This window comes from Microcystis aeruginosa NIES-2549, from assembly GCF_000981785.2.
Lineage (GTDB): Bacteria > Cyanobacteriota > Cyanobacteriia > Cyanobacteriales > Microcystaceae > Microcystis > Microcystis aeruginosa_C.
Genome location: NZ_CP011304.1, coordinates 1034722 through 1053941, shown reverse-complemented (window position 1 = coordinate 1053941; position 19220 = coordinate 1034722). Strand labels below are relative to the sequence as shown.

21 protein-coding genes and 1 tRNA gene are annotated in these 19220 nt (G+C 41.3%); 10 read left to right on the top strand and 12 right to left on the bottom strand.

Going from position 1 to position 19220, the window contains the following annotated elements; all coding sequences use genetic code 11:
• Position 1: 1 nt before the first annotated feature.
• The 5 genes from myaer_RS21530 to myaer_RS05065 all read right to left on the bottom strand — a co-directional run bounded on the left by myaer_RS21530 (position 2) and on the right by myaer_RS05065 (position 4779).
• Positions 2–139, bottom strand: coding sequence for a hypothetical protein (locus tag myaer_RS21530; RefSeq protein ID WP_046661245.1), 138 nt, complete (start codon positions 137–139; stop codon positions 2–4).
• Between the two features lie 53 nt (positions 140–192).
• On the bottom strand, positions 193–462 hold the full coding sequence (locus tag myaer_RS05075) for a type II toxin-antitoxin system RelE family toxin (RefSeq protein WP_046661244.1): 270 nt from the start codon (positions 460–462) through the stop codon (positions 193–195).
• Positions 459–662, bottom strand: a complete 204-nt coding sequence (locus myaer_RS05070) for a hypothetical protein (RefSeq protein WP_002732229.1) — start codon at positions 660–662, stop codon at positions 459–461. Before myaer_RS05070 ends, myaer_RS05075 begins: the two co-directional genes overlap by 4 nt.
• A gap of 125 nt (positions 663–787) precedes the next feature.
• Positions 788–982 carry a hypothetical protein gene (locus myaer_RS22635; protein WP_419178825.1) on the bottom strand — a complete coding sequence of 65 codons (195 nt, stop codon included), beginning with the start codon at positions 980–982 and terminating at the stop codon, positions 788–790.
• 44 nt (positions 983–1026) lie between these two features.
• Positions 1027–4779, bottom strand: a complete 3753-nt coding sequence (locus tag myaer_RS05065; protein WP_046661243.1) for a HEAT repeat domain-containing protein — start codon at positions 4777–4779, stop codon at positions 1027–1029.
• 166 nt (positions 4780–4945) lie between these two features.
• Here myaer_RS05065 and myaer_RS05060 point away from each other — a divergent pair, with 166 nt between their 5' ends.
• The gene (locus tag myaer_RS05060; protein ID WP_046661241.1) at positions 4946–5674 is read left to right on the top strand and encodes a TauD/TfdA family dioxygenase; all 729 of its coding nucleotides are present in this window, start codon (positions 4946–4948) and stop codon (positions 5672–5674) included.
• A gap of 36 nt (positions 5675–5710) precedes the next feature.
• Here myaer_RS05060 and myaer_RS05055 read toward each other — a convergent pair.
• The 3 genes from myaer_RS05055 to petE all read right to left on the bottom strand — a co-directional run bounded on the left by myaer_RS05055 (position 5711) and on the right by petE (position 8415).
• Positions 5711–5784: transfer RNA gene (locus tag myaer_RS05055), tRNA-Met, on the bottom strand.
• Positions 5785–5867: 83 nt separating this feature from the next.
• On the bottom strand, positions 5868–7595 hold the full coding sequence (locus myaer_RS05050) for a succinate dehydrogenase/fumarate reductase flavoprotein subunit (protein ID WP_046661240.1): 1728 nt from the start codon (positions 7593–7595) through the stop codon (positions 5868–5870).
• A gap of 442 nt (positions 7596–8037) precedes the next feature.
• Complete coding sequence (gene petE / locus myaer_RS05040; RefSeq protein WP_046661237.1) at positions 8038–8415, bottom strand: plastocyanin; 378 nt, start codon at positions 8413–8415, stop codon at positions 8038–8040.
• Between the two features lie 192 nt (positions 8416–8607).
• Between petE and petJ the strand changes: the two genes are divergently transcribed.
• The 4 genes from petJ to myaer_RS05020 all read left to right on the top strand — a co-directional run bounded on the left by petJ (position 8608) and on the right by myaer_RS05020 (position 11743).
• Positions 8608–8928 carry a cytochrome c6 PetJ gene (petJ, locus tag myaer_RS05035; protein ID WP_002732729.1) on the top strand — a complete coding sequence of 107 codons (321 nt, stop codon included), beginning with the start codon at positions 8608–8610 and terminating at the stop codon, positions 8926–8928.
• A gap of 116 nt (positions 8929–9044) precedes the next feature.
• Positions 9045–10724, top strand: coding sequence for a DUF3352 domain-containing protein (locus myaer_RS05030; RefSeq protein WP_046661236.1), 1680 nt, complete (start codon positions 9045–9047; stop codon positions 10722–10724).
• A 472-nt stretch (positions 10725–11196) separates the two neighbouring features.
• Positions 11197–11490 (top strand): hypothetical protein, encoded by a 294-nt coding sequence (locus tag myaer_RS05025; RefSeq protein WP_046661235.1) that lies wholly within the window; start codon positions 11197–11199, stop codon positions 11488–11490.
• Complete coding sequence (locus tag myaer_RS05020; RefSeq protein ID WP_002733470.1) at positions 11480–11743, top strand: type II toxin-antitoxin system RelE family toxin; 264 nt, start codon at positions 11480–11482, stop codon at positions 11741–11743. Before myaer_RS05025 ends, myaer_RS05020 begins: the two co-directional genes overlap by 11 nt.
• An 88-nt stretch (positions 11744–11831) precedes the next feature.
• Here myaer_RS05020 and myaer_RS05015 read toward each other — a convergent pair whose 3' ends face one another.
• The 3 genes from myaer_RS05015 to psbA all read right to left on the bottom strand — a co-directional run bounded on the left by myaer_RS05015 (position 11832) and on the right by psbA (position 14252).
• Positions 11832–12302 (bottom strand): IS630 family transposase, encoded by a 471-nt coding sequence (locus myaer_RS05015; RefSeq protein ID WP_235614847.1) that lies wholly within the window; start codon positions 12300–12302, stop codon positions 11832–11834.
• An 86-nt stretch (positions 12303–12388) separates the two neighbouring features.
• Positions 12389–12901 carry a helix-turn-helix domain-containing protein gene (locus myaer_RS05010; protein ID WP_046661231.1) on the bottom strand — a complete coding sequence of 171 codons (513 nt, stop codon included), beginning with the start codon at positions 12899–12901 and terminating at the stop codon, positions 12389–12391.
• 268 nt (positions 12902–13169) lie between these two features.
• Positions 13170–14252 (bottom strand): photosystem II q(b) protein, encoded by a 1083-nt coding sequence (gene psbA / locus myaer_RS05005; protein ID WP_002731626.1) that lies wholly within the window; start codon positions 14250–14252, stop codon positions 13170–13172.
• A gap of 177 nt (positions 14253–14429) precedes the next feature.
• On the opposite strand from psbA, the gene myaer_RS05000 reads away from it, so the two are divergent.
• From myaer_RS05000 to myaer_RS04995, 3 genes are all read left to right on the top strand, one after another.
• The gene (locus myaer_RS05000) at positions 14430–15320 is read left to right on the top strand and encodes a hypothetical protein (RefSeq protein WP_046661230.1); all 891 of its coding nucleotides are present in this window, start codon (positions 14430–14432) and stop codon (positions 15318–15320) included.
• Positions 15321–15477: 157 nt separating this feature from the next.
• The gene (locus myaer_RS21300) at positions 15478–15666 is read left to right on the top strand and encodes a hypothetical protein (protein ID WP_158524792.1); all 189 of its coding nucleotides are present in this window, start codon (positions 15478–15480) and stop codon (positions 15664–15666) included.
• A 451-nt stretch (positions 15667–16117) separates the two neighbouring features.
• Positions 16118–16834, top strand: coding sequence for a hypothetical protein (locus tag myaer_RS04995; RefSeq protein ID WP_046661226.1), 717 nt, complete (start codon positions 16118–16120; stop codon positions 16832–16834).
• Between the two features lie 69 nt (positions 16835–16903).
• Here the strand turns inward: myaer_RS04995 and cysK are convergent, their stop codons facing one another.
• On the bottom strand, positions 16904–17863 hold the full coding sequence (gene cysK, locus myaer_RS04990) for a cysteine synthase A (protein ID WP_046661225.1): 960 nt from the start codon (positions 17861–17863) through the stop codon (positions 16904–16906).
• A gap of 288 nt (positions 17864–18151) precedes the next feature.
• Between cysK and myaer_RS04985 the strand changes: the two genes are divergently transcribed.
• Both myaer_RS04985 and myaer_RS04980 read left to right on the top strand, forming a co-directional pair.
• Complete coding sequence (locus myaer_RS04985; protein WP_046661224.1) at positions 18152–18847, top strand: hypothetical protein; 696 nt, start codon at positions 18152–18154, stop codon at positions 18845–18847.
• On the top strand, positions 18844–19206 hold the full coding sequence (locus myaer_RS04980) for a hypothetical protein (RefSeq protein WP_046661222.1): 363 nt from the start codon (positions 18844–18846) through the stop codon (positions 19204–19206). Before myaer_RS04985 ends, myaer_RS04980 begins: the two co-directional genes overlap by 4 nt.
• Positions 19207–19220 lie beyond the last annotated feature (14 nt).

Genomic DNA, 19220 nt, shown 5'->3' with positions numbered 1-19220 from the left:
TTTATTTGTTGGCTTCTCCTAAGTTTCCCTGAATTTGCCCTAACAGTTCCTCACAATCTTTAACCAAGGTAATCCCCAGTTCTTGGCATAATTCAAGCGCTTGTTGGCAGTAGTTGAAAGCGCGATCGCAGTGATTCATTTTGTGGGCTATTTCGACAAAGGCTTTTCAATGATTCTTTATCTACCGAAATTTTACGCGAAATAACGATAGAATTCTCGACGATGAAGAACACGAGCAAATGTAATTGTATCTTCTTCAATAAAAAAACCAATTCTATAGTCACCAATTCGGATACGATAGGCATTATATTCTCCTTTTAATTTTTTAAGGTTGTTAATTTCGCTTAGCTGCTTAACTGCTAAAATATCAGTAAAGACAAGGTTTTTTATGACTGAGTAAGGGGAGGTACTTTTTAAATCTTTAAGATCCTTGATAAAAGTAGGAAGATAGTTGATTTTCATTCTTTTTCTAATTCAATTAAAGCTTCCTCCAAAGTTAAGGGAGTTTCATCTTTAACGTCTATCATGGCGCGATAGAGTCCAGTATCTTCATAGGTTTCTATTATTTGTTGATAGTCTTCAAAGTTAATAATAACTTGCTGTATCTGACCTTGATTATCTGTAATCAAGTCTTGAGCAAAAGGATAATCTTTGATATTCATAATTCACTGTTCCTCATTTTGATTGGATTTCTAATCTTCTTCTAATGTAACCTGAATTTGCCCTAACAATTCCTCACAATCTTTAACCAACGGAATCCCCAATTCTTGGCATAATTCAGAGGTGTTTACCGATTTTTCCAGTTTAAGATCACTTCGATTAGGTTGGGTTGGTTGGGGGAGAAGGTTTGTAGGTTAGCAATGGGGTTTTCGGTAATCCATGCGATGGGAATAGTCGGGTTAAGTTGTTGACAGAGGGATAAAAGGGTGTCACTGGGGTCACTTTCTCCGAAAATGAGAGTTAATTGGGCATTTTGGGCGATTAGGGGTATAAGATGACGTTTGAGTTGGGGGATATTGTTGGTGTTTATTGTTTCTTTCTTGGTTTTTTTCTGTATTTTTCTAACATTTGCAAAAGTTTAGCAGAGACTTCATCAATCTCATCGTTGATTTGCACTGCTTGAAAAGCATAAAAAGAGTTATTCCAAATTTCATAGAATTTACCATAGGAATATATTTGGGTAAATTTATAAAAAAAAGCATAAATTGTTTCGTAGTATTTTTTACTTATTGACATTTTTTTAGAAATATTATTTACGAAGTAATCGCCAATTTTTTGAGCCACTACTAAGGAGATTGGTTTGTCTTCAAGAATTTCTGTTAAAGTCTTTATTGCGTCAAGATTTTGGGTAGATATGAAAATTTCAATTAACGTTTCATAGGCTTCAGAATTACCTGGTTCTACTTTCCCTAAAGCTGATGCTAAATTTATGCGATGGGAATAAGAATGATTATTATTGGAAGCAACTAGGAGAAGTTTTTTCAAAATTTTGATAACATTTTTATCTCGCTTTCCTATGTCTTCTAAGATAATAATTTCCCACCAATAAGATGATTCTTGATCATTTAAAGATTGTAAAGAATTGACCAGCTGATTTATTACATTTGAATTATTGATGCCTATTTTGATTAAACTACGAGTTGCCAATTTCTGCATTAGGAAATAATTTTTGTAAAGCGGGCGTAAAGCATGAATTAGTACGGCAATTGTTCTTGGATCACTCTGTCCGATTTCTCCTAAGCTTTCCGCAGCAGAAGCCAGGATAAGATCCCTACTCCGACAAGATTCCGACATCATATCTTCGCTTTGTAAAGACATATCTTGACTTTGCAAAGATTCTAAAATACTAATCAGCGTATTTATGGCTTGCAAATTTCCCTGTCCAATTTTTGCTAAATTTTCTAATGCAGTAGAAACTATTGTAGCTTTAATAGAATGAGATTGAATAATGTCAACTAATATAGGGATCATATCGGAATTTTCCTTGCCAATTTCAACTAGACTCTTTATGGCAAAGTCGCCTATCTTGCTATCAGGAGAATGAGATTGCATAATATCAACTAATATAGAGATTATATCAGAATTTTTCTTGCCAATTTCAATTAGACTCTTTAGTGCAAAGTTGACTATCTTGCTATCAGGAGATTGCATTAGTCTTATTAATGCAGAGATTGCCTCTGAATTGCCAGATTCGATTCTACCTAGACTATATGCCGCACGACTACGTATCTTGTCATTATAGGATGTAGAATTAATAATGTTTATTAATTCAGAGATTGCTTCTGTATTGCCTTTTCCAATTTCACACAGACTTTTTATTGCTTGACTACGTATTGCGTCATTATAGGAGGTAGATTTAATCATGTTTATTAATTCAGAGATTGCTTCTATATTGCCTTTTCCAATTTTACCCAAACTTTCTACTGCATGATTAAGTGTTCCATTTTTATCATTATAAAAATAAAAGGTAGATTCATTGGATTTAATAATGTTTATTAGTTCAGAGATTGCTTCTATATTGCCTTTTCCAACTTCACCCAAACTTTTTATTGCATGACTACGTATTTCGTAATTATAGGAGGTAGATTTAATAATGTTTATTAATTCAGAAATTGCTTCTGTATTGCCTTTTCCAATTTTACCCAAACTTTCTATTGCATGACTACGTATTTCATCATTATAAGAGAGGGATTCAATCATATTTATTAGTGCGATGATAGCATTTTTATTGTCCTGTCCAATAATTTCCAAAAGTTCTATTATTGAGTTATTTTCGAGTATTGAGTTATTTTCGAGACTAAGATCAATTAACTTAGAAATCACTCGCTTGGTGTCTGTTTCTTGAAGACTGGCATAATATACTGATATATGATCAGCCAATACCGAAACGGACGAAACCTTATTAACGTGAGTTTTTAAATGATTACCAAAATCTAATTTATATCCAGTTGTCATGTAAAGAGGTTTATCGTTTACAATATTCCATTTAATAATTTGATGCACAATTTTATCAGCAAAAGAACAGGTATTAAATTCTTTAATCCCGTTGGCTGCCATAAAATAAGCTCTATACTCATAAAAACCGCGATCAACCTCTGGTAAATTCCATTCTCCACAACCATCCTTAAACTCAACTAAAGCCTTAATAAAAGCCTCTTTTTCCTCATCTTTAACATCACTCCTACCCAACCATAACAAAATCACCTCTTTCCATTTCGCCTCAAAAATGCGATAAACCTTCCCCTCTACAGGACGATCTACATGATTTCGGGGTAAAAAGAAATCCCAATCTTCCACCCCACAAGCAGCAAAAAACTCCTGAAAGGTAGGATGAAAAAACGCATAAACCGCCTCATCCGTTGCTTGATCCCGATCTACAATATTTAACCACCCAAAATCTACCGCTAACTTAAATAAATCATTACCCATAATGGCTTTAGCTAATTTTCTAGGCATACGATAGCGAGATTCTCCCCCTAAACTCGCAATAGCTAATTTTCCTAATGCTTGATGTAACAATTCTTGTAACTCATCATTATCTGTTAAATCGCGGATCTCCCGTTTCCACTCATAAAAATAAGGCAAATAACGCTGATAAAACTGCGCCTTGGTTTCAGGTAATGCTCCCTCTCCTAACGACCAAATTTGACACAATAACACCAACCGTAACGGATTTTTAACTAACTCCCAAATCCTTTCTCTTCCCGTTTCCTGCAAACAAGCGATTAACTGTTCCCCTAACGCTATATTGCCCTTTTTCCCGAACCATTGCCTAATAAACTGATCTCGCTGAAAATCGGCAAAATCTAAGGTTTTATAGGTAACAAACGCCCGTAAGGGATTAATATTGGCATCCCAGACATTTACTCGACAAGACACCACCACCCGCGCCTTTTGTAAATAACCCGATCGCACTTCATTTTCAATCCATGTTAACGCTTCTACGGGAGAATCGGCGGAATACTCATCTAAACCATCTAATAGCAACCAAACCTGTTTTTTATCAAATAATTGACGAAAATCAGCCTTATCCGACTCCTTCACCTCTCCTACCGCTAACCCATCGCGTAACCAAGTCTCCTCAAGATAACCGATCAGCGATCGCTCCTTAGATAATGCACCCAAAGAGACACAGATCGGTAAACCTTTCTGCTGATCACTGATAATTAGGGCTAAATTCTGCAATAAAGTGGTTTTTCCCGCCCCCGGCTCTCCAATAATGGCAATATTTTTATCACTCTCTCCCTGAGTTGTTCCTAAACCGATATAGTTCAAAAACTCCTCATGTTCAAAGCGTCGGGTGATTTCTTCCTTTTCTTCCACCTCATAGACTTGATTTCTCTCCATTTCTTGATTAAGGGGGCGACGTTGCTGTTTTTTACGCTCCACTAACCCCAAAGGAACGAATATCTCAAGCTCACAGGGTTCATCAGTTGCAAATCGCCGGAGGGGTTTATTAATTAAAGCTTGTTGACAAATTTCTGTCCAATTAATCTCCGTGTTGGATGATTCGTCATAATTCCACTCATCAGAATCAACCACATCAGTAATCTCTAATCCTAACGCTTGACAAATCGCCAACGCATTATCTCGATCAATAAGTTGTAGTCTTCGCATAAATCGCTCAACCGTTTTCTTATCCACTACCGCTTTTTCAGCAATATTGTCATAAGTTAACTTTTTCCCAAGCTCATTTCGTCCATTAGCTTTGGCTTCCTGAAGTTTTTGTTTTCCGGTTGGCGTGGCTAAGATACCCCGTTGTTTACGTTCTTTAGACATAAATCCAACTCATTTACTACGAGTCCCATTATCAATCTAACTGATTCGATCGGAAAAGAGACAGAAAGGGGAACTTATTATCTGTCCTATTCTGATCTCGTCAATTATAAGCATTTTTCAGAAGATTGGGATGTTCTAAACATTCTATTTCTTCGAGAGGCTTATTATGTCTTCAATTCTCACATTATCACCCTTCACTCAATCCACAGCTACCCTAAAAAACCACCTCAAAAAAAACGGTTTTTTTGTCTTCGATAACCCTTGCGGCGATCGCTGGTTGCAAGGTTTAGAGGATATTACCCAAGCAACCCCCGTTATCCAAACTAACGGAGAGATTATCTATCCTATCAAAGCAAATCCTGACGCTATGGGAAAAAGTGATGCACAATCCCCCGGAATTGGGCTTTTACCTCATACAGAATGGTCCTACAAAGCTATCCCTCCTAAATACCTCTGTTTGCGCTGTAAAACTCCGGATCGTTGGGGTGGGGGTGCGACGACTTTGGTTAAGTTTGATGACTTAATGCGTCATTTTACCCTTGAGGAACAACATTTTATGGCGGCTCAACCTCAATATTTTATGTCCAAAGACGGCAAAGAAAGCTGTTTTGCACCAATCTGGCAACGAGATGCCGAAATCATCCGCTTTAGCTATAATGTGCTGGTTTATCGGGAATTTAGCCCCGATCTTAGTAAACCGATCGCTTCTGGTCTAGATTCCCGTTTAATGGCTTTATGTGGCAAATTTTTGGCACTGTTTGAAGCCCATCACGTTCCGCTCTATTTAAAAGCAGAACAGATCCTGATCATGGATAATTATACTTGTCTCCATTCTCGCCAATCCTACATTGACCCCAATCGCTGTCTTGAAAGGGTAATGTTCGATGTTCCCTAACGGGAAATCGGGGTTAACTACTGGCTTTATTAGTAATGGCGGGAAGCGGATTTGAACCACTGACCTTCGGGTTATGAGCCCGACGAGCTACCAGACTGCTCTATCCCGCGTTGCTTTATCTAGTATAGAACTAAATCTCGGTAAATGCCAAGGAGTTTGTAATATTCCTTTACATTTACCGTCCGACCAGAGGTTAATACTTACGTTCCACGGGGGTGAAATCCTGAATCACTACGGGCATATAGTCGATATCGATGCCGGAGGGGGAATAATAGGCGAGGGTATGCTGAAGGAAATTTTTGTCATCCCGTTGGGGAAAATCCTCGCGGGAATGGGCCCCTCGGCTTTCTTGACGATTGAGGGCAGAGGTGAGGATAATTTCCCCCACCACCATGAGACTTTGTAATTCCCAGGCCTCGATTAGTTCCGTATTCCAGCAATCCCCCCTATCATCGAGGTAAATCTGCTCGTATTGGCGCTTTAATTCGCCGATTTGTTTAATTCCCTCGCGCATGGTCGCTTCGGTGCGAAAAACGCCGCAATGTTGGGTCATACAGTCTTGGAATTGCTGACGTAGTTGACCGATGCGAATCGTGCCTTTTTTGGTCAATAAAGCGGTGATTTCCTCTTTGGCATCCTGAAGGTAAATATCGGGATTAAAGACGGGAAAAGCGCGTTTTTCGACGTATTTAGCGATCGATTTGCCGGTTCTTCTGCCATAGACCACACATTCTAACAGGGAATTACTGCCCAAACGATTGGCCCCGTGGACGGAGACACAGGAACATTCCCCGGCGGAGAAAAAGCCCTCGGTGAGGGTATCGGCACTTAAGCGAACGCGACCATCGGTATTAACGGGAATGCCGCCCATACAATAGTGAACTGTAGGACGGACGGGCATCGGTTCCTCTACCGCATCGACACCGACGAGACGGTGGGCCTCCTCCCAACAGAAGGGAATGCGACTCATAATTTTTTCCCGGCCTAAATGGCGTAAATCCAGATAGACAAAGGGACCCCCGGCGCTACCGTCCAGATTTACCCCCCGGCCGGCGCGAATTTCTAGGGTAATGGCCCGGGAAGTGATGTCCCGGGGTGCCAATTCCATGCGCGAGGGGGCGTAGTCTTCCATAAAACGACGACCTTCGCTATTGATTAAATAAGCACCTTCACCCCGGACCGCTTCTGAGATTAAAACACCGACGGGATAGAGTCCAGTGGGGTGAAATTGGACAAATTCCATGTCTTCTAGGGGAATACCCGCTTTGGCCGATAAAGCTAAACCGTCCCCCGTACAGGCGAAATCGTTGGAGGTGGTGTTATAAACGCGACCATAGCCCCCCGTCCCGAACATAATTGCTTTTGCCCGAAGGATTTCTAACTGTCCGGTGGCGATTTGGTACATAACCACGCCTTTGGCCGTACCTTCTTCGAGGATAAGGCGCAAAACGTACCATTCATCGTAGATTTTTACCTGATTACGGTGTAAATTGCTGACTAATTCGTGCAGCATGGCGTGACCGGTTTTATCGGCGGCGTAACAGGCCCGGTTATGGCTGTGACCGCCAAAGGCTCTTTGGGCAATGCGTCCATCTTCGAGACGGGAGAATAACACGCCTAGATGTTCCAATTCGATGATAACTTCGGGGGCTTCTTGGGTGAGGATATCCACCGCATCCTGGTCAGCCAGAAAATCGGAACCTTTGACGGTATCGTAGGCGTGGGCCTTGGGATTATCTTTGGGGTCAACGTTTTGCAGGGCGGCGGCGATACCTCCCTGGGCAGCGACGGAGTGGGAACGAATTGGGTGGGTTTTGGCAACGACAGCAACATCGATAGTCGGGTTGAGGCGTTTGATTTCTAAGGCGGCGCGGCATCCTGCTAACCCACCGCCCACTATAACGACATCGTGTTCTTTCATGGCTGATTTTCCTACGGGCTTCTGTTTCTATGGTGGAGGGAGAATTGCTCGCAAGTCAGTTTTGTAACCGAGACTTTATATTTCAGGAGACAGCCCTTTCAGTTATCAGTTATCAGTTATCAGTTATCAGATGCGAGTTTTCAGTTCACTGATTACTGAACTTGGTATGGTTCGCTCGGGGGGCATAAATCGACTAAATCCTTATCTGGCAAAAAACTTAATTGATGAGTTCGTTCTAGTTCAAAAACAATTGACAAAAATCGCCAAATGTCTTTCTCTATAAGAGTTTCATTCCTTATAACCCTGTCCGTTGCATAAGACAAACTGAAGAACCTCACTGATTACTGATTCCTGTTTACTGATAACTGAAAAGTCTTCATAATTCCCAAAAAAACAACCCGCGGCAGTTAACCGCGAGTTATTTTTGGCTAAAATCGGATAATTACTGAACGGTAATCGTTCCGACCATGCCGGCGCCGCGATGGGGTTCGCAGTAGTAAGTGTAAGTACCCGGTTCGCTGAAAGTGCTTTCAAAGGACTCACCGGCGGAAAAAGCCAGACCTTTATGGGATAATTTGCTGGCTTGGGCTTCGGGAACCTTGGTGCTATCGAAAACTATGTTATGGGGAGAAAGTTTGTTATTGACCCATTTCACCGTATCTCCTGCTTTAATGGTGAGGGTGGGGGGATCAAATTGTAGTGTACCTGCATCACCGCCCATCTTCACCGTGAAGGTTTCCGCAGCAGCGGAGGCAGTGTTGAAGAAGAAGCTAGAGACGACTAGCACCACGGTAGCGACCAATAAACCTAATTTTTTCATGCTTGTTAATCCTTTACACGAGGGAAGATGACAAGTTTGACAGCCTGTCTTTTGACAAAAAAGTAAAAGTTTGCTTTTAACTGTCCCATTGATTCATTCTACACCAAGTTTGACAGCTTGTCTTTTGACAAGAAAACCGGTTTTTTCTGACCATGGTTGGGGAATTTCTTAAGAAATAGAGGAGAACCAATCGTGAAAAGACTATTAATTTCCCTGTGCTTGCTCTTGGCTGTGGTTACATTCGGTATGGCTCGTCCCGCTTTAGCTGATGGGGCTTCGATTTTCAGTGCTAACTGCGCTTCCTGCCACATGGGCGGTAAAAACGTGGTTAATGCCGCTAAAACCCTGAAAAAAGAAGATTTAGTTAAATACGGCAAAGATTCCGTTGAAGCTATCGTTACCCAAGTTACCAAAGGTATGGGGGCGATGCCTGCTTTCGGTGGTCGTCTCAGCGCTGAAGATATCGAAGCTGTAGCTAACTATGTCCTCGCTCAAGCGGAAAAAGGCTGGTAAAAATTAGTTATCGGTGGCCAGTTATCGGTTGTCAGTCTGGTAAGAATTGTAGCGATCGAAATTCTTGGGTCAATTGCTGGCTTAAAATAGCTAATGGTTCATCTCGGGACAAGGTTGTGAAATTGCGATCGTTTTTCTATATTTTAGGTGCGACGGTAATCATTCTCCTAGTAGTCGCTACAGCCAGTTTTGCTTGGATTCTCGCCGATAGTCCTCTGTCTTTGCTCAAAGGTGGGGTGCTGCGGGAACCGATGGCGGCGATTTTTGTGCCGAAACAGGCCCCGGTTATGGTATCCTTGTTGGTCAATCCCGAACGTTTAGAGTCTTTTGGTCAATTAATCGCTACACCGGCTAATCGACGACGTTCCCACCAACAAATTAAAGATTTAGAAAAAAGTCTGCTCGGTAAAACGGGATTAAATTATCAAAAGGAAATCAAACCCTGGTTAGGGGAAGAAATTACCCTCGCTGTTACTTCCCTAGATTTCGATCGCGATACCGATAATGGTATCCAACCGGGTTATCTTTTGGCAATTCAAAGTAAAGATGGTGAACGCGCTAAGGAATTTCTGCAAGCTTCCTACTCAAAACAGGCGGTTTCGGGCAAATTTGACCTCGTTTTTGAACTCTACAAGGGAGTTAACCTCATTTATCAACGTCCCTTGACCGCAGGAGATAATAATCGTTTTCTCGCTAGTGCCGTGGTGGGTGATACGGTGCTTTTTGCCAATAATATCAAGGTTTTGCGCGAGGCACTTAATAACGTGCAAGTACCGGATTTAAACCTAAAAAATAGCCCTGATTACCGAGAAGCTCTCAAAAATATCACCGAACCGCGTATAGCTATCGTTTACGGCAATTTACCCCCGTTATCGGCTTGGATCGCGAATCAACCCGTCCCGGAGAGTCCCGAAGCGAAACAACGATTAGCCACGGCTTTTACCCTCAAATCTGGGGGAATAGTCGCTCAAACTGCCTTAATTGGAGTCTTAGGACAGGATGACCAAGCACCAATTTTATCTAGTCCCGTGGGAGCATTATCTTTTATCGGCGAAAATAGCCTTTTAGTCGCCGCTAGTCGCGATTTAAATCGTTTTTGGACTCAGGTAGAGGAGGGGTTAGAAGCAGATAGTCCCCTACAGGAATTAATAACACAGGTCTTAAACCGCTTCCAATCGCCTTTAGGTTTAAATTTGCCTGAAGACGTTTTTAGCTGGGTTAGAGGCGAATATAGCCTCGCTCTCGTGCCTAGTTCAAAGGGGATGGAACCCGATAGTGTTTTTCTAGGGGAACGGGTGATGGGGGTAGAGGTGGACAGTGCGATCGAGCATTTGGATGAGTTGGCCCGCAGTCGCGGCTATAATGTGGTTAATCTGCCTTTACTCGATCGAACGGTGACAGCTTGGACAAAGTTAACCACGGCGGTCCCGGGGGGAAAAGCGCAACTAGAGACGCTCGTGACGGGAGTGCATACTAGGGTCGATAATTATGAAATTATCGCTAGTTCTGTGGAAGCGATGGGTTTAGCTTTATCTGCACAGAAAAACCCCATCTTAAGTAGTGGTAAGTTTCGACAGGCAATTACTGCTTTACCCGCAGAAAATGATGGTTATTTTTACGTCGATTGGCGACAATTGCAACCGGTAATCGAGGCAAAATTTCCGATCGTGCGGGTGTTAGAATTATCGATTAAGCCTTTATTTAATAATCTGCGTTCTCTTACCATTAGCAGCCAAGGTAGCGAAAATTCTGTGCGTCGGGGAACGATTTTCTTTAACTTGGGAGTGAAGTCTTAATCAGTTATCAGTTAAGTAGTCGTGCAAAATTAATTTCCTAGTGAAGATAGGCAAAAGGCAAAAGGCAGGAGGCAAGAGGTGGTTAGATATGTGTAATTAATTTTGCTTAGGTACTTATCAGTTATCAGATAGAAGCTTGTAGTTTGGGTTGAGCGATTTAATACTTAGGAGAAAACTGCTCGATTCAATGGTTTGAGCAAAACCCAACATTCTTGACGACATTGGTGTGGTTGGGTTTTACTCAAGCGTCGCTAATAACCGTTCCAGGGTGGTTATCAAGTAGCCAGTGGTATTGATTCTGTGGAAGGACTCTCCTGGGGTAGTATAAATGTAGAGGGAGAAACATTACCTCTCCAGACGCGAATCGCTGAGGGTCATCAATTCCCAGATTAGATTCCAAGGTAGCAAGCCCTAGCTTGAAAAATTCGCTAAGATATATATAATCAACTTAAAAGGAGCAATTTATCAAACTATGAATATTACTGACGTTCAAGTAAATCTCTCGACCTCAGAAGATTTTTTAGATTCTGAAACATTAGCACAGATTGATTTAATGCAGCAAAAAATTCAACAATATCTCCAAACCTTGTCATTAGAAAATTTAAAGACTATTCTAGAATTTGCTGCTTATTTATCAGATAAAGAGAGTGAGCAAGCAACCCAAGAAATTAGAGAAATTCCCAATATCATAGAAAAATTAAAAGAAGCTGAAATGGATTTACAATCAGGTCATCTCATTGATTGGAAAAACTCAGATGATTTATAAAGTCTGTTTAACAGCTAAAGCTAATAAAGTTTATTCTGAAGCTGATTCAGTCTTGAGAAAGAAGATTGCTAAGTGTTTAAAGATTCTTCAAGAAACGCCCAAAAATCACCCTCAAATTAAAGCATTAAAGGGAGAATTTGCTGGGAAGTATCGCTTCCGAGTCGGGGACTATCGGGTTATTTATATCGTTGATGATAGTCAATCTCAAGTTATTGTCTTGCTCATTGAACATCGCAGTCAAGCTTACCGCTAATAAAACGCGATGAATGCAACAGCGGTCTAGTACTTTTTCTTGGGTTGAGCGAATCATACTAAATCCTGTTTTAAAAAGATGATAACAATCAGTCATAAGTTAGCCAATGATAGTTAGTCAAGTTTTTAATTTCATTAGTCATTGTTTCGAGATACTGACAACGAGTTATCAGAATTTCTTCTATTTCTTCAATCGTCTCAAAATACTGATTAACCAGAGGTTCATCTACTAGAGACCACAATCTCTCGGCTGGCTGTAGTTCTGGCGAATAAGCCGGTAGAAAATCGAGCATGATTCCATCGGGAACTTCAAGTTTTTGACTTCTATGCCACCCAGCATTATCTTGTACTAATAGGACAATTTTTTCTGCCGATAACACGACATCTTTTGCCAAAGATTGATAGACTAAACTTAACCATTGATGATTAACTCTTGGGATTAAATACCAGAGTGTTTTTCCTGTTTTTGGCTCAACAAATCCGTAAACATATAACCATTCATAACGAGGATGCACTAGGGCAGAAGGCCTTTCTCCTATTGGAGCCCAGACTTTTCTAATAATCGGTTTTAAGCCGATTCGATGTTCGTCAAAGAACCAGACCTCTACCTGAGAATTAGGAAATTTATCTCTTAATTATTAGAGTCTTACTGGGAAATTCTGCTTAAATTTTTCTGATTCAATTGGTTACTATTTTTATGTTTTGGTCTGGGTTCTTGACAAGAATATCTAAACTTTTTTAAGTAATCCCATCCCCTTTGATTCCAAACTTTTTCTCGTCCAGTTTCCTTTTCTATCCATCTAGCCACTTTGGGTCCAGTCCATATTCCACCATCGGCAGGACGTTTTTTCAGTTCTTCTTTTAATTTTTGCCATTGTTCTTCCTTCAGTAGAGGTTCTTTTCCTCTCCGATGTTCGTGACTCTTTTTCTTGAGATTTTTAACTCCTTCTTCTCCTAACTCATTATATCGTTTGAGAATTTTAAAACTATATTGATAATCTAATCCGACGGCTACTGCCGCATTTTTTATTGTCCATCCTAAAGATATTTTCCACAACAAGTGCCATCTTCTTGTTTCCACCGAATCTTGACTTGCTCTGTATCTATCTTTCAGTTCCTCTGAACTTAGATGTTCGGCTAAATACGCTTTTTTGGGCATTTTATTTCCTCGTCTTTATTCACCCTATTATAACGGGATTTACTATAACTCTTAATGAAAATCTCTCAGTTTTAATCATAACAAAAACTTCATCTATTAACCTTCTATAGTCGCTCTTGTCCTTTGGGTTAAAGATGCAGCTGAACTGACACAGCAATTTTATCGAGTTAAATAACCCCATATTTTCGTTAAAAAAGGAAAATATAAGTATAATCAAACAACAAAAAAGCACCCCCTTGCGGGAGTGCCTTTTCGTTCAGACTAGGAATTAACCATTGATAGCAGGAGCGGTCAGAGCTACAGGAGCCTGTTCACCACTAGCTAAGTCTAAGGGGAAGTTGTGAGCATTACGCTCGTGCATTACTTCCATACCGATACCAGCGCGGTTCAGCACATCGGCCCAAGTACCGATTACACGACCTTGAGAATCGAGAATCGACTGGTTGAAGTTGAAACCGTTGAGGTTGAACGCCATGGTGCTAACACCCATCGCCGTAAACCAGATACCGATTACCGGCCATGCACCTAAGAAGAAGTGCAGAGAGCGGCTGTTGTTGAAAGAAGCGTATTGGAAGATTAAACGTCCGAAGTAACCGTGAGCGGCAACGATATTGTAGGTTTCTTCCTCTTGACCGAATTTGTAACCGTAGTTCTGAGATTCGATTTCAGTGGTTTCACGCACTAAGGAAGAAGTTACTAGAGAACCGTGCATCGCGGAGAACAGAGAACCGCCGAACACACCAGCCACACCTAACATATGGAAGGGGTGCATCAGAATGTTATGTTCTGCTTGGAACACGAACATAAAGTTGAAGGTTCCAGAGATTCCTAAAGGCATACCATCAGAGAAAGAACCTTGTCCGATGGGATAGATTAAGAATACAGCAGTAGCGGCGGATACAGGTGCAGAGTAAGCCACACAAATCCAAGGACGCATTCCTAAACGGAAAGACAGTTCCCACTGACGACCGAGGTAGCAGAAGACACCTAGTAAGAAGTGGAAAATGACTAACTGGTAGGGACCACCGTTGTATAACCACTCATCTAAGGAAGCAGCTTCCCAGATGGGGTAAAAGTGGAGTCCAATCGCGTTAGAAGAGGGAACAACCGCACCAGAGATGATGTTGTTTCCGTAGAGTAGAGAACCAGCTACAGGCTCGCGGATACCGTCGATATCTACAGGAGGGGCGGCGATAAAGGCGATGATGAAGCAGGTGGTGGCGGTGAGCAGGGTGGGGATCATGATCACACCGAACCAGCCGACATAGAGACGGTTGTTGGTGCTGGTGATCCACTGACAGAACTGCTCCCACAGGGAAGCGCTCTCGCGCTGTTGTAGAGTGGTGGTCATTGGTTTATGATTCCTATTAAGTTATCGAGGTACGATTGATTGATGATGTCTCTATCTTAGAGAGTTTGTATCGGTTTGTAAAGGGGTTTGACGATATTGTTACTTATGCCATTGATAAGCTGAGGTTATGAACTGGGTCGGCTGCAGTCCGGTCTTTTCTGGTCTAAGATTGAAGATATGACTCGACAACCTCACGATCAATTTGCCAAACAATACCTAGAAGAATTGCTGTCTCCTCTGGGAAAGGTGGAAGTCAGCAAGGAGGTGGCGGATGAAACCCGTCAGGTGGATATTTTCTTCTCTCCTCACCCTAATATGCGGGGAAATGCTCAATTTTTGGGTCTTTTAGGGCAAATGGTGACCACAAGCACTTTGCTTGAGCCTTTTCGCAATGCTCCCAATCGAACGGAAATTCGCAACTGTATCTTAAAATTGTTTTCGATTTTCGCTGAACTTCAACGGAAAGGGAAACGGGAAAAAACTGAGTTAAACGAGGATGACTTACCTAGATTATGGATTTTGGCTACTTCTATTAGTTTCCAGATACTAGAGAGTTTTGATGCTAAATTAGAACTGGAAAACTGGACAGAAGGGATTTACTTTTTATCTCCTTCTCACCGAACGGCAATTATAGCGATTAATCAGTTACCTATTACCCCAGACACTTTACTGTTAAGATTGTTGGGACGGGGGAAAACCCAAAGCCAAGCGGTGAGAGAGTTGCTTGAGTTGCCTTCTGGCGATTCCTTCCGTCAAAATGTCATGGAATTATTGATTAGTTGGCGTGTGAGTGTTGAAATTAACAATCTTTTAGAATCAGAAGATAGGGAGGTATTTATGGCTTTATCTCAATCTTATTTAGAGTGGAAAGAGGCGACCAAACGAGAAGGACTTCAACAAGGACAACGACAAATTATTGAAAATTTAATGCAAGTGAGGTTTGGAGAATTGGATGAGTCTTTAATAAAAGTTATTGATGAGTTGCTTAAGTTATCACCGATGGAGTCTAGTCGTTTATTATTGGAGTCTTCACGGGAAGATTTAATCAGACGATTCCTCTCTGAATAAATTAATTAAGGTTCTTCAGTTTGTGTTATGCAAGGGACGGGATTATAAGAGATTAAACCCTTATAGGGAATGACATTTAGCGATATTTGTCAATTGTTTTCGATCTAGAACGAACTAATCAATAAAGTCTCTTGCCAGATAAGAATTTAGTCGATTTATGCCCCCCGATCGAACCATACCAAGTAACGAAGAACCGATTGTTGCAAGAGAAACAGACAAAGCCACTAGATTTCACTTCAACAAGGTAGCGATCGCATCCCTTCTCTCCATCACTGCCAAGACTTTTTCTGGTGACAACTCCTCCAATATCTGGACGACGGAAATTTCTAAGGAGCAATCCCCTTGATTGCAGAGTTAAAGAGGTAAGCTCATCTTGCAAAAGTACCGCAAGACTCAACCGAGACAAAGGACGTTTTAACCCTGTTCGGAAGTGAAATAGATCAGTTAGATAGCTGGCGTGACTAGGTAAAATCAGGCGCAGTATTTATACTTAATACTTTAAATCCTTGATCAGAACTTGCTGTCCTAAAGACTGCAAATTCATACATTTCTTTAGGTTTATGTATATAAGTTTACAGAATATTGTCGAACTACTTATTACTAAAAAAAGTTGAGTTTGATTGCAAACCATCTTAACACCTAAGCTTGCCAAACTGAACTTTAGCCGATTCTCGATCGCAATTTTAGCCCACCCTAGCACTGCGCTCTTTTCCCACGAAGATTTTTACCAAGAAAAATGATCTGTCTGCCTGAGAACAGGCTATAGTGATCATCAAACCCTCAGTGAAAAACTTCCCGTGTCTTCAGTATTCCGCCTTCCTCCCTATTTTTCTCCCTCTGTGCAGCGTCGAGTCATGAAAACTCTCGCCGCAAAAAAAACCCGTCAATTCTTGACATGGGCGGCAGCTTGTGCTAGTTTTTTGATCCTCTGGGCGTGGAATTGGCAGTTAGTTTTGGCCACTTTAACCGGGGTGGGGGCGATGATCGGAGTTTACCATCTCCAGGGTCAAAACTGGCCATCGCTGTGGCTGTGGGGGCGTGCTTTTTTCAGCGCCGATAGCGGTAAGTTAACTTTAGCGGTAGTCTGTGGCGGTTTGGGCAGTTTAGCCACCTATCTCGCTGTGGCAATTTGGACCTATGCCGAAAATCGCTGGTTGGCCCTGGCCTCAATTTTGCAAGGATTTGGCACGGTTTTGACCTTAATCCTACTAGGATGGCATTTTCTCGACCATCGCGGTCAAAATGAGTCCAAAAACTTTGATCGCTGGTTAGAAAAATTAACAGTCAATGATCCCTTAATGCGCTTAATGGCAGTCCGACGTTTAAGTGAAATGGAACTTTCCCCCAGTCGTCGAGAACAATGCCAAGAATACTTCCGCTATCTTCTCTCACGAGAAACCGATGCACAAGTGCGATCGGCTTTACTCGATAATTTTTCTGGCCAAGAAACAATCAAACCGCAACCTTTACAAATACCCCTACAGGTGAAAAAATCCCTCTTTAAATATGATTAAAAAGCTCTCTGCTATTAGCAATCAGCCCCCAACTAAAGCTGACTGCTAGAGGCTGAAGACGATATTTTTTTACACCAAAGTTAACTGGCGATCCTCGATATTTTGGAACATCAGCGTACTCAGATAACGTTCTCCAAAACTAGGCTGAATCACCACAATTAATTTACCCTCATTTTCCGGTCGTTGGGCCAGTTGAATTGCGGCACAAAGATTGGCACCGGAAGAAATCCCCGAAAGCAACCCTTCCTCTTTTGCCAGACGACGACCAAATTGAAAAGCTTCCTCATCACTGACAGTAATTACCTCATCAATCAGATCTGTGCGTAAAACTTCCGGAATAAAACCCGCACCGATACCTTGAATTTTATGAGGACCGGGATTACCCCCAGAAATCACCGGACTATTGAAAGGTTCCACCGCAACCACTTGAAAACTAGGTTTACGCGATTTAATCACTTCAGCGACTCCCGTAATCGTGCCTCCAGTACCCACACCTGCAACAATAAAATCTACCTGTCCCTCCGTATCTTGCCAAATTTCCTCAGCAGTGGTGAGACGGTGAATTTCCGGGTTAGAAGGGTTGCGAAATTGTTGCAACATATAAGCGCCTGGGATACTATCAACGATTTCCTGAGCGCGTAAAATTGCCCCTTTCATGCCTTGGGGACCGGGGGTAAGTTCTAGGGTAGCACCGTAGGCTTTTAACATCGCCCGGCGCTCTAAACTCATCGTTTCCGGCATAGTTAAAATTAAGCGATAACCCTTAGCTGCCGCAGTCATCGCTAGGGCAATTCCCGTATTGCCAGAGGTGGGTTCCACTAAAACCGTGGTTTCTGGATTGATTAAACCCGCTTTTTCGGCGCTATTAATCATGTGAGTGCCAATGCGGTCTTTGACGGAAGCAGCGGGATTCATCCCTTCTAATTTCATCACAATTCGGCCAAGACAGCCCTCCGCCTGGGGAATCCGATTCAATTGTACTAAAGGTGTGCGGCCAACCAATTCGGTGACATCGTGAGCGATACGCATGATATTTTCTCTGTCTGGGTGATTCGTGTGCTTATTTATAGCGGTAAGCTCTCAGCTTTAGCGTTTGAGAATTTCCTCACTAGCCAAGGAGGCGCTATATAGCTCACTTATAGCAAAGGCCAGCCCTAGATCGGTAAAATTTCCATTTTCCTTTGTTTCTTCACCCAGTCCGAGTTGATTCCCAGAGACAGGCAAAACTACCTTGACCGATAAGATTGCTTTTTTCCAAAAGCTTATACTTGTACTAAAATAACTATGGATTAAGTTACTAAAGTCAGAATTACGGTCATGACCATTAAATCTAATCTAGCCCTATTGAAAGAACAACATATAGAAATCAAGGGCTATTTGAGCGATAGGTTAAAAGCACGTCATCTAGAATGGATTGCAGAACATCTTGATGATCCTGTAGCGGCGGAATTGTTCCAGATTATCATACAAGAACGAAATGATAGAGCCAAAGTTAATTCACATCAGTCCTTGCAAATATCCAGACACGAGGGCAAAATTGAACAGTTAGGAAAAAGTAATCAGAATTTATACAACCAGAATGTTGAGCTTAAACAAGAAGTCAGTTATTGGCAAGAAAAAGTTAATGAATTGCTAGAAAAGTTAGAGCAGTTACGTCAAGATTTATTAGATTTTGATCAATCTGAGATTTATCGTTTAGGTCAATGGTTAAAGGCTAGTCTATCTAAAACTGGCCAGGAACGTCAACAGGCCTTACTAGAAAAGGAATTAGTTCATAAAGACAGTTATAATCTAGCGGTGAGCGATCTAAAAAATACTATTCAGCAACAACAGCATGGGATTACACAAATAAAAGAGCGAGCCATCTCTACAGTTGAATCTCTGGAAAAAACTAATGATAAACTACGAAGACAACTGGGGGATATTAAAAAATATATTATTAATAACTATGGCGATAAAAAGTGGCAAGAAATCACTCGTTACTTTGCAGATGACCAGGAACTCAAGCAATGAAGTTACTAGAAGAAATAAACTATCGCCAATGGCAAAAAAGAAATAGTGAACTATTTCATGACCTTTCCCTAGAGCAACAAAGACAAGCGAGAAAAAAGGGCTATTATAATAGCGGCTGGGGGAAGGTTAAAAGCTCTTGGGAGCTTCTTCAGGATTTTAAAAATAATACTTATAAAGTTGTCAGTTTATTTGAGCATGAATTAAATAAGGGAAATCTTGTCAAAGCCATTGATTTATCAGTTATTGAGTCTGAAAAAGCTAAAAAAATATCTGAGGAAGGAAAACAAGAGTTAGAAAAAATCTCGAAAAATTTGCATGAAATAGCAGATAAAGCCTTGGCTAAATATCCTTTATTATGATTATTATGTACTGC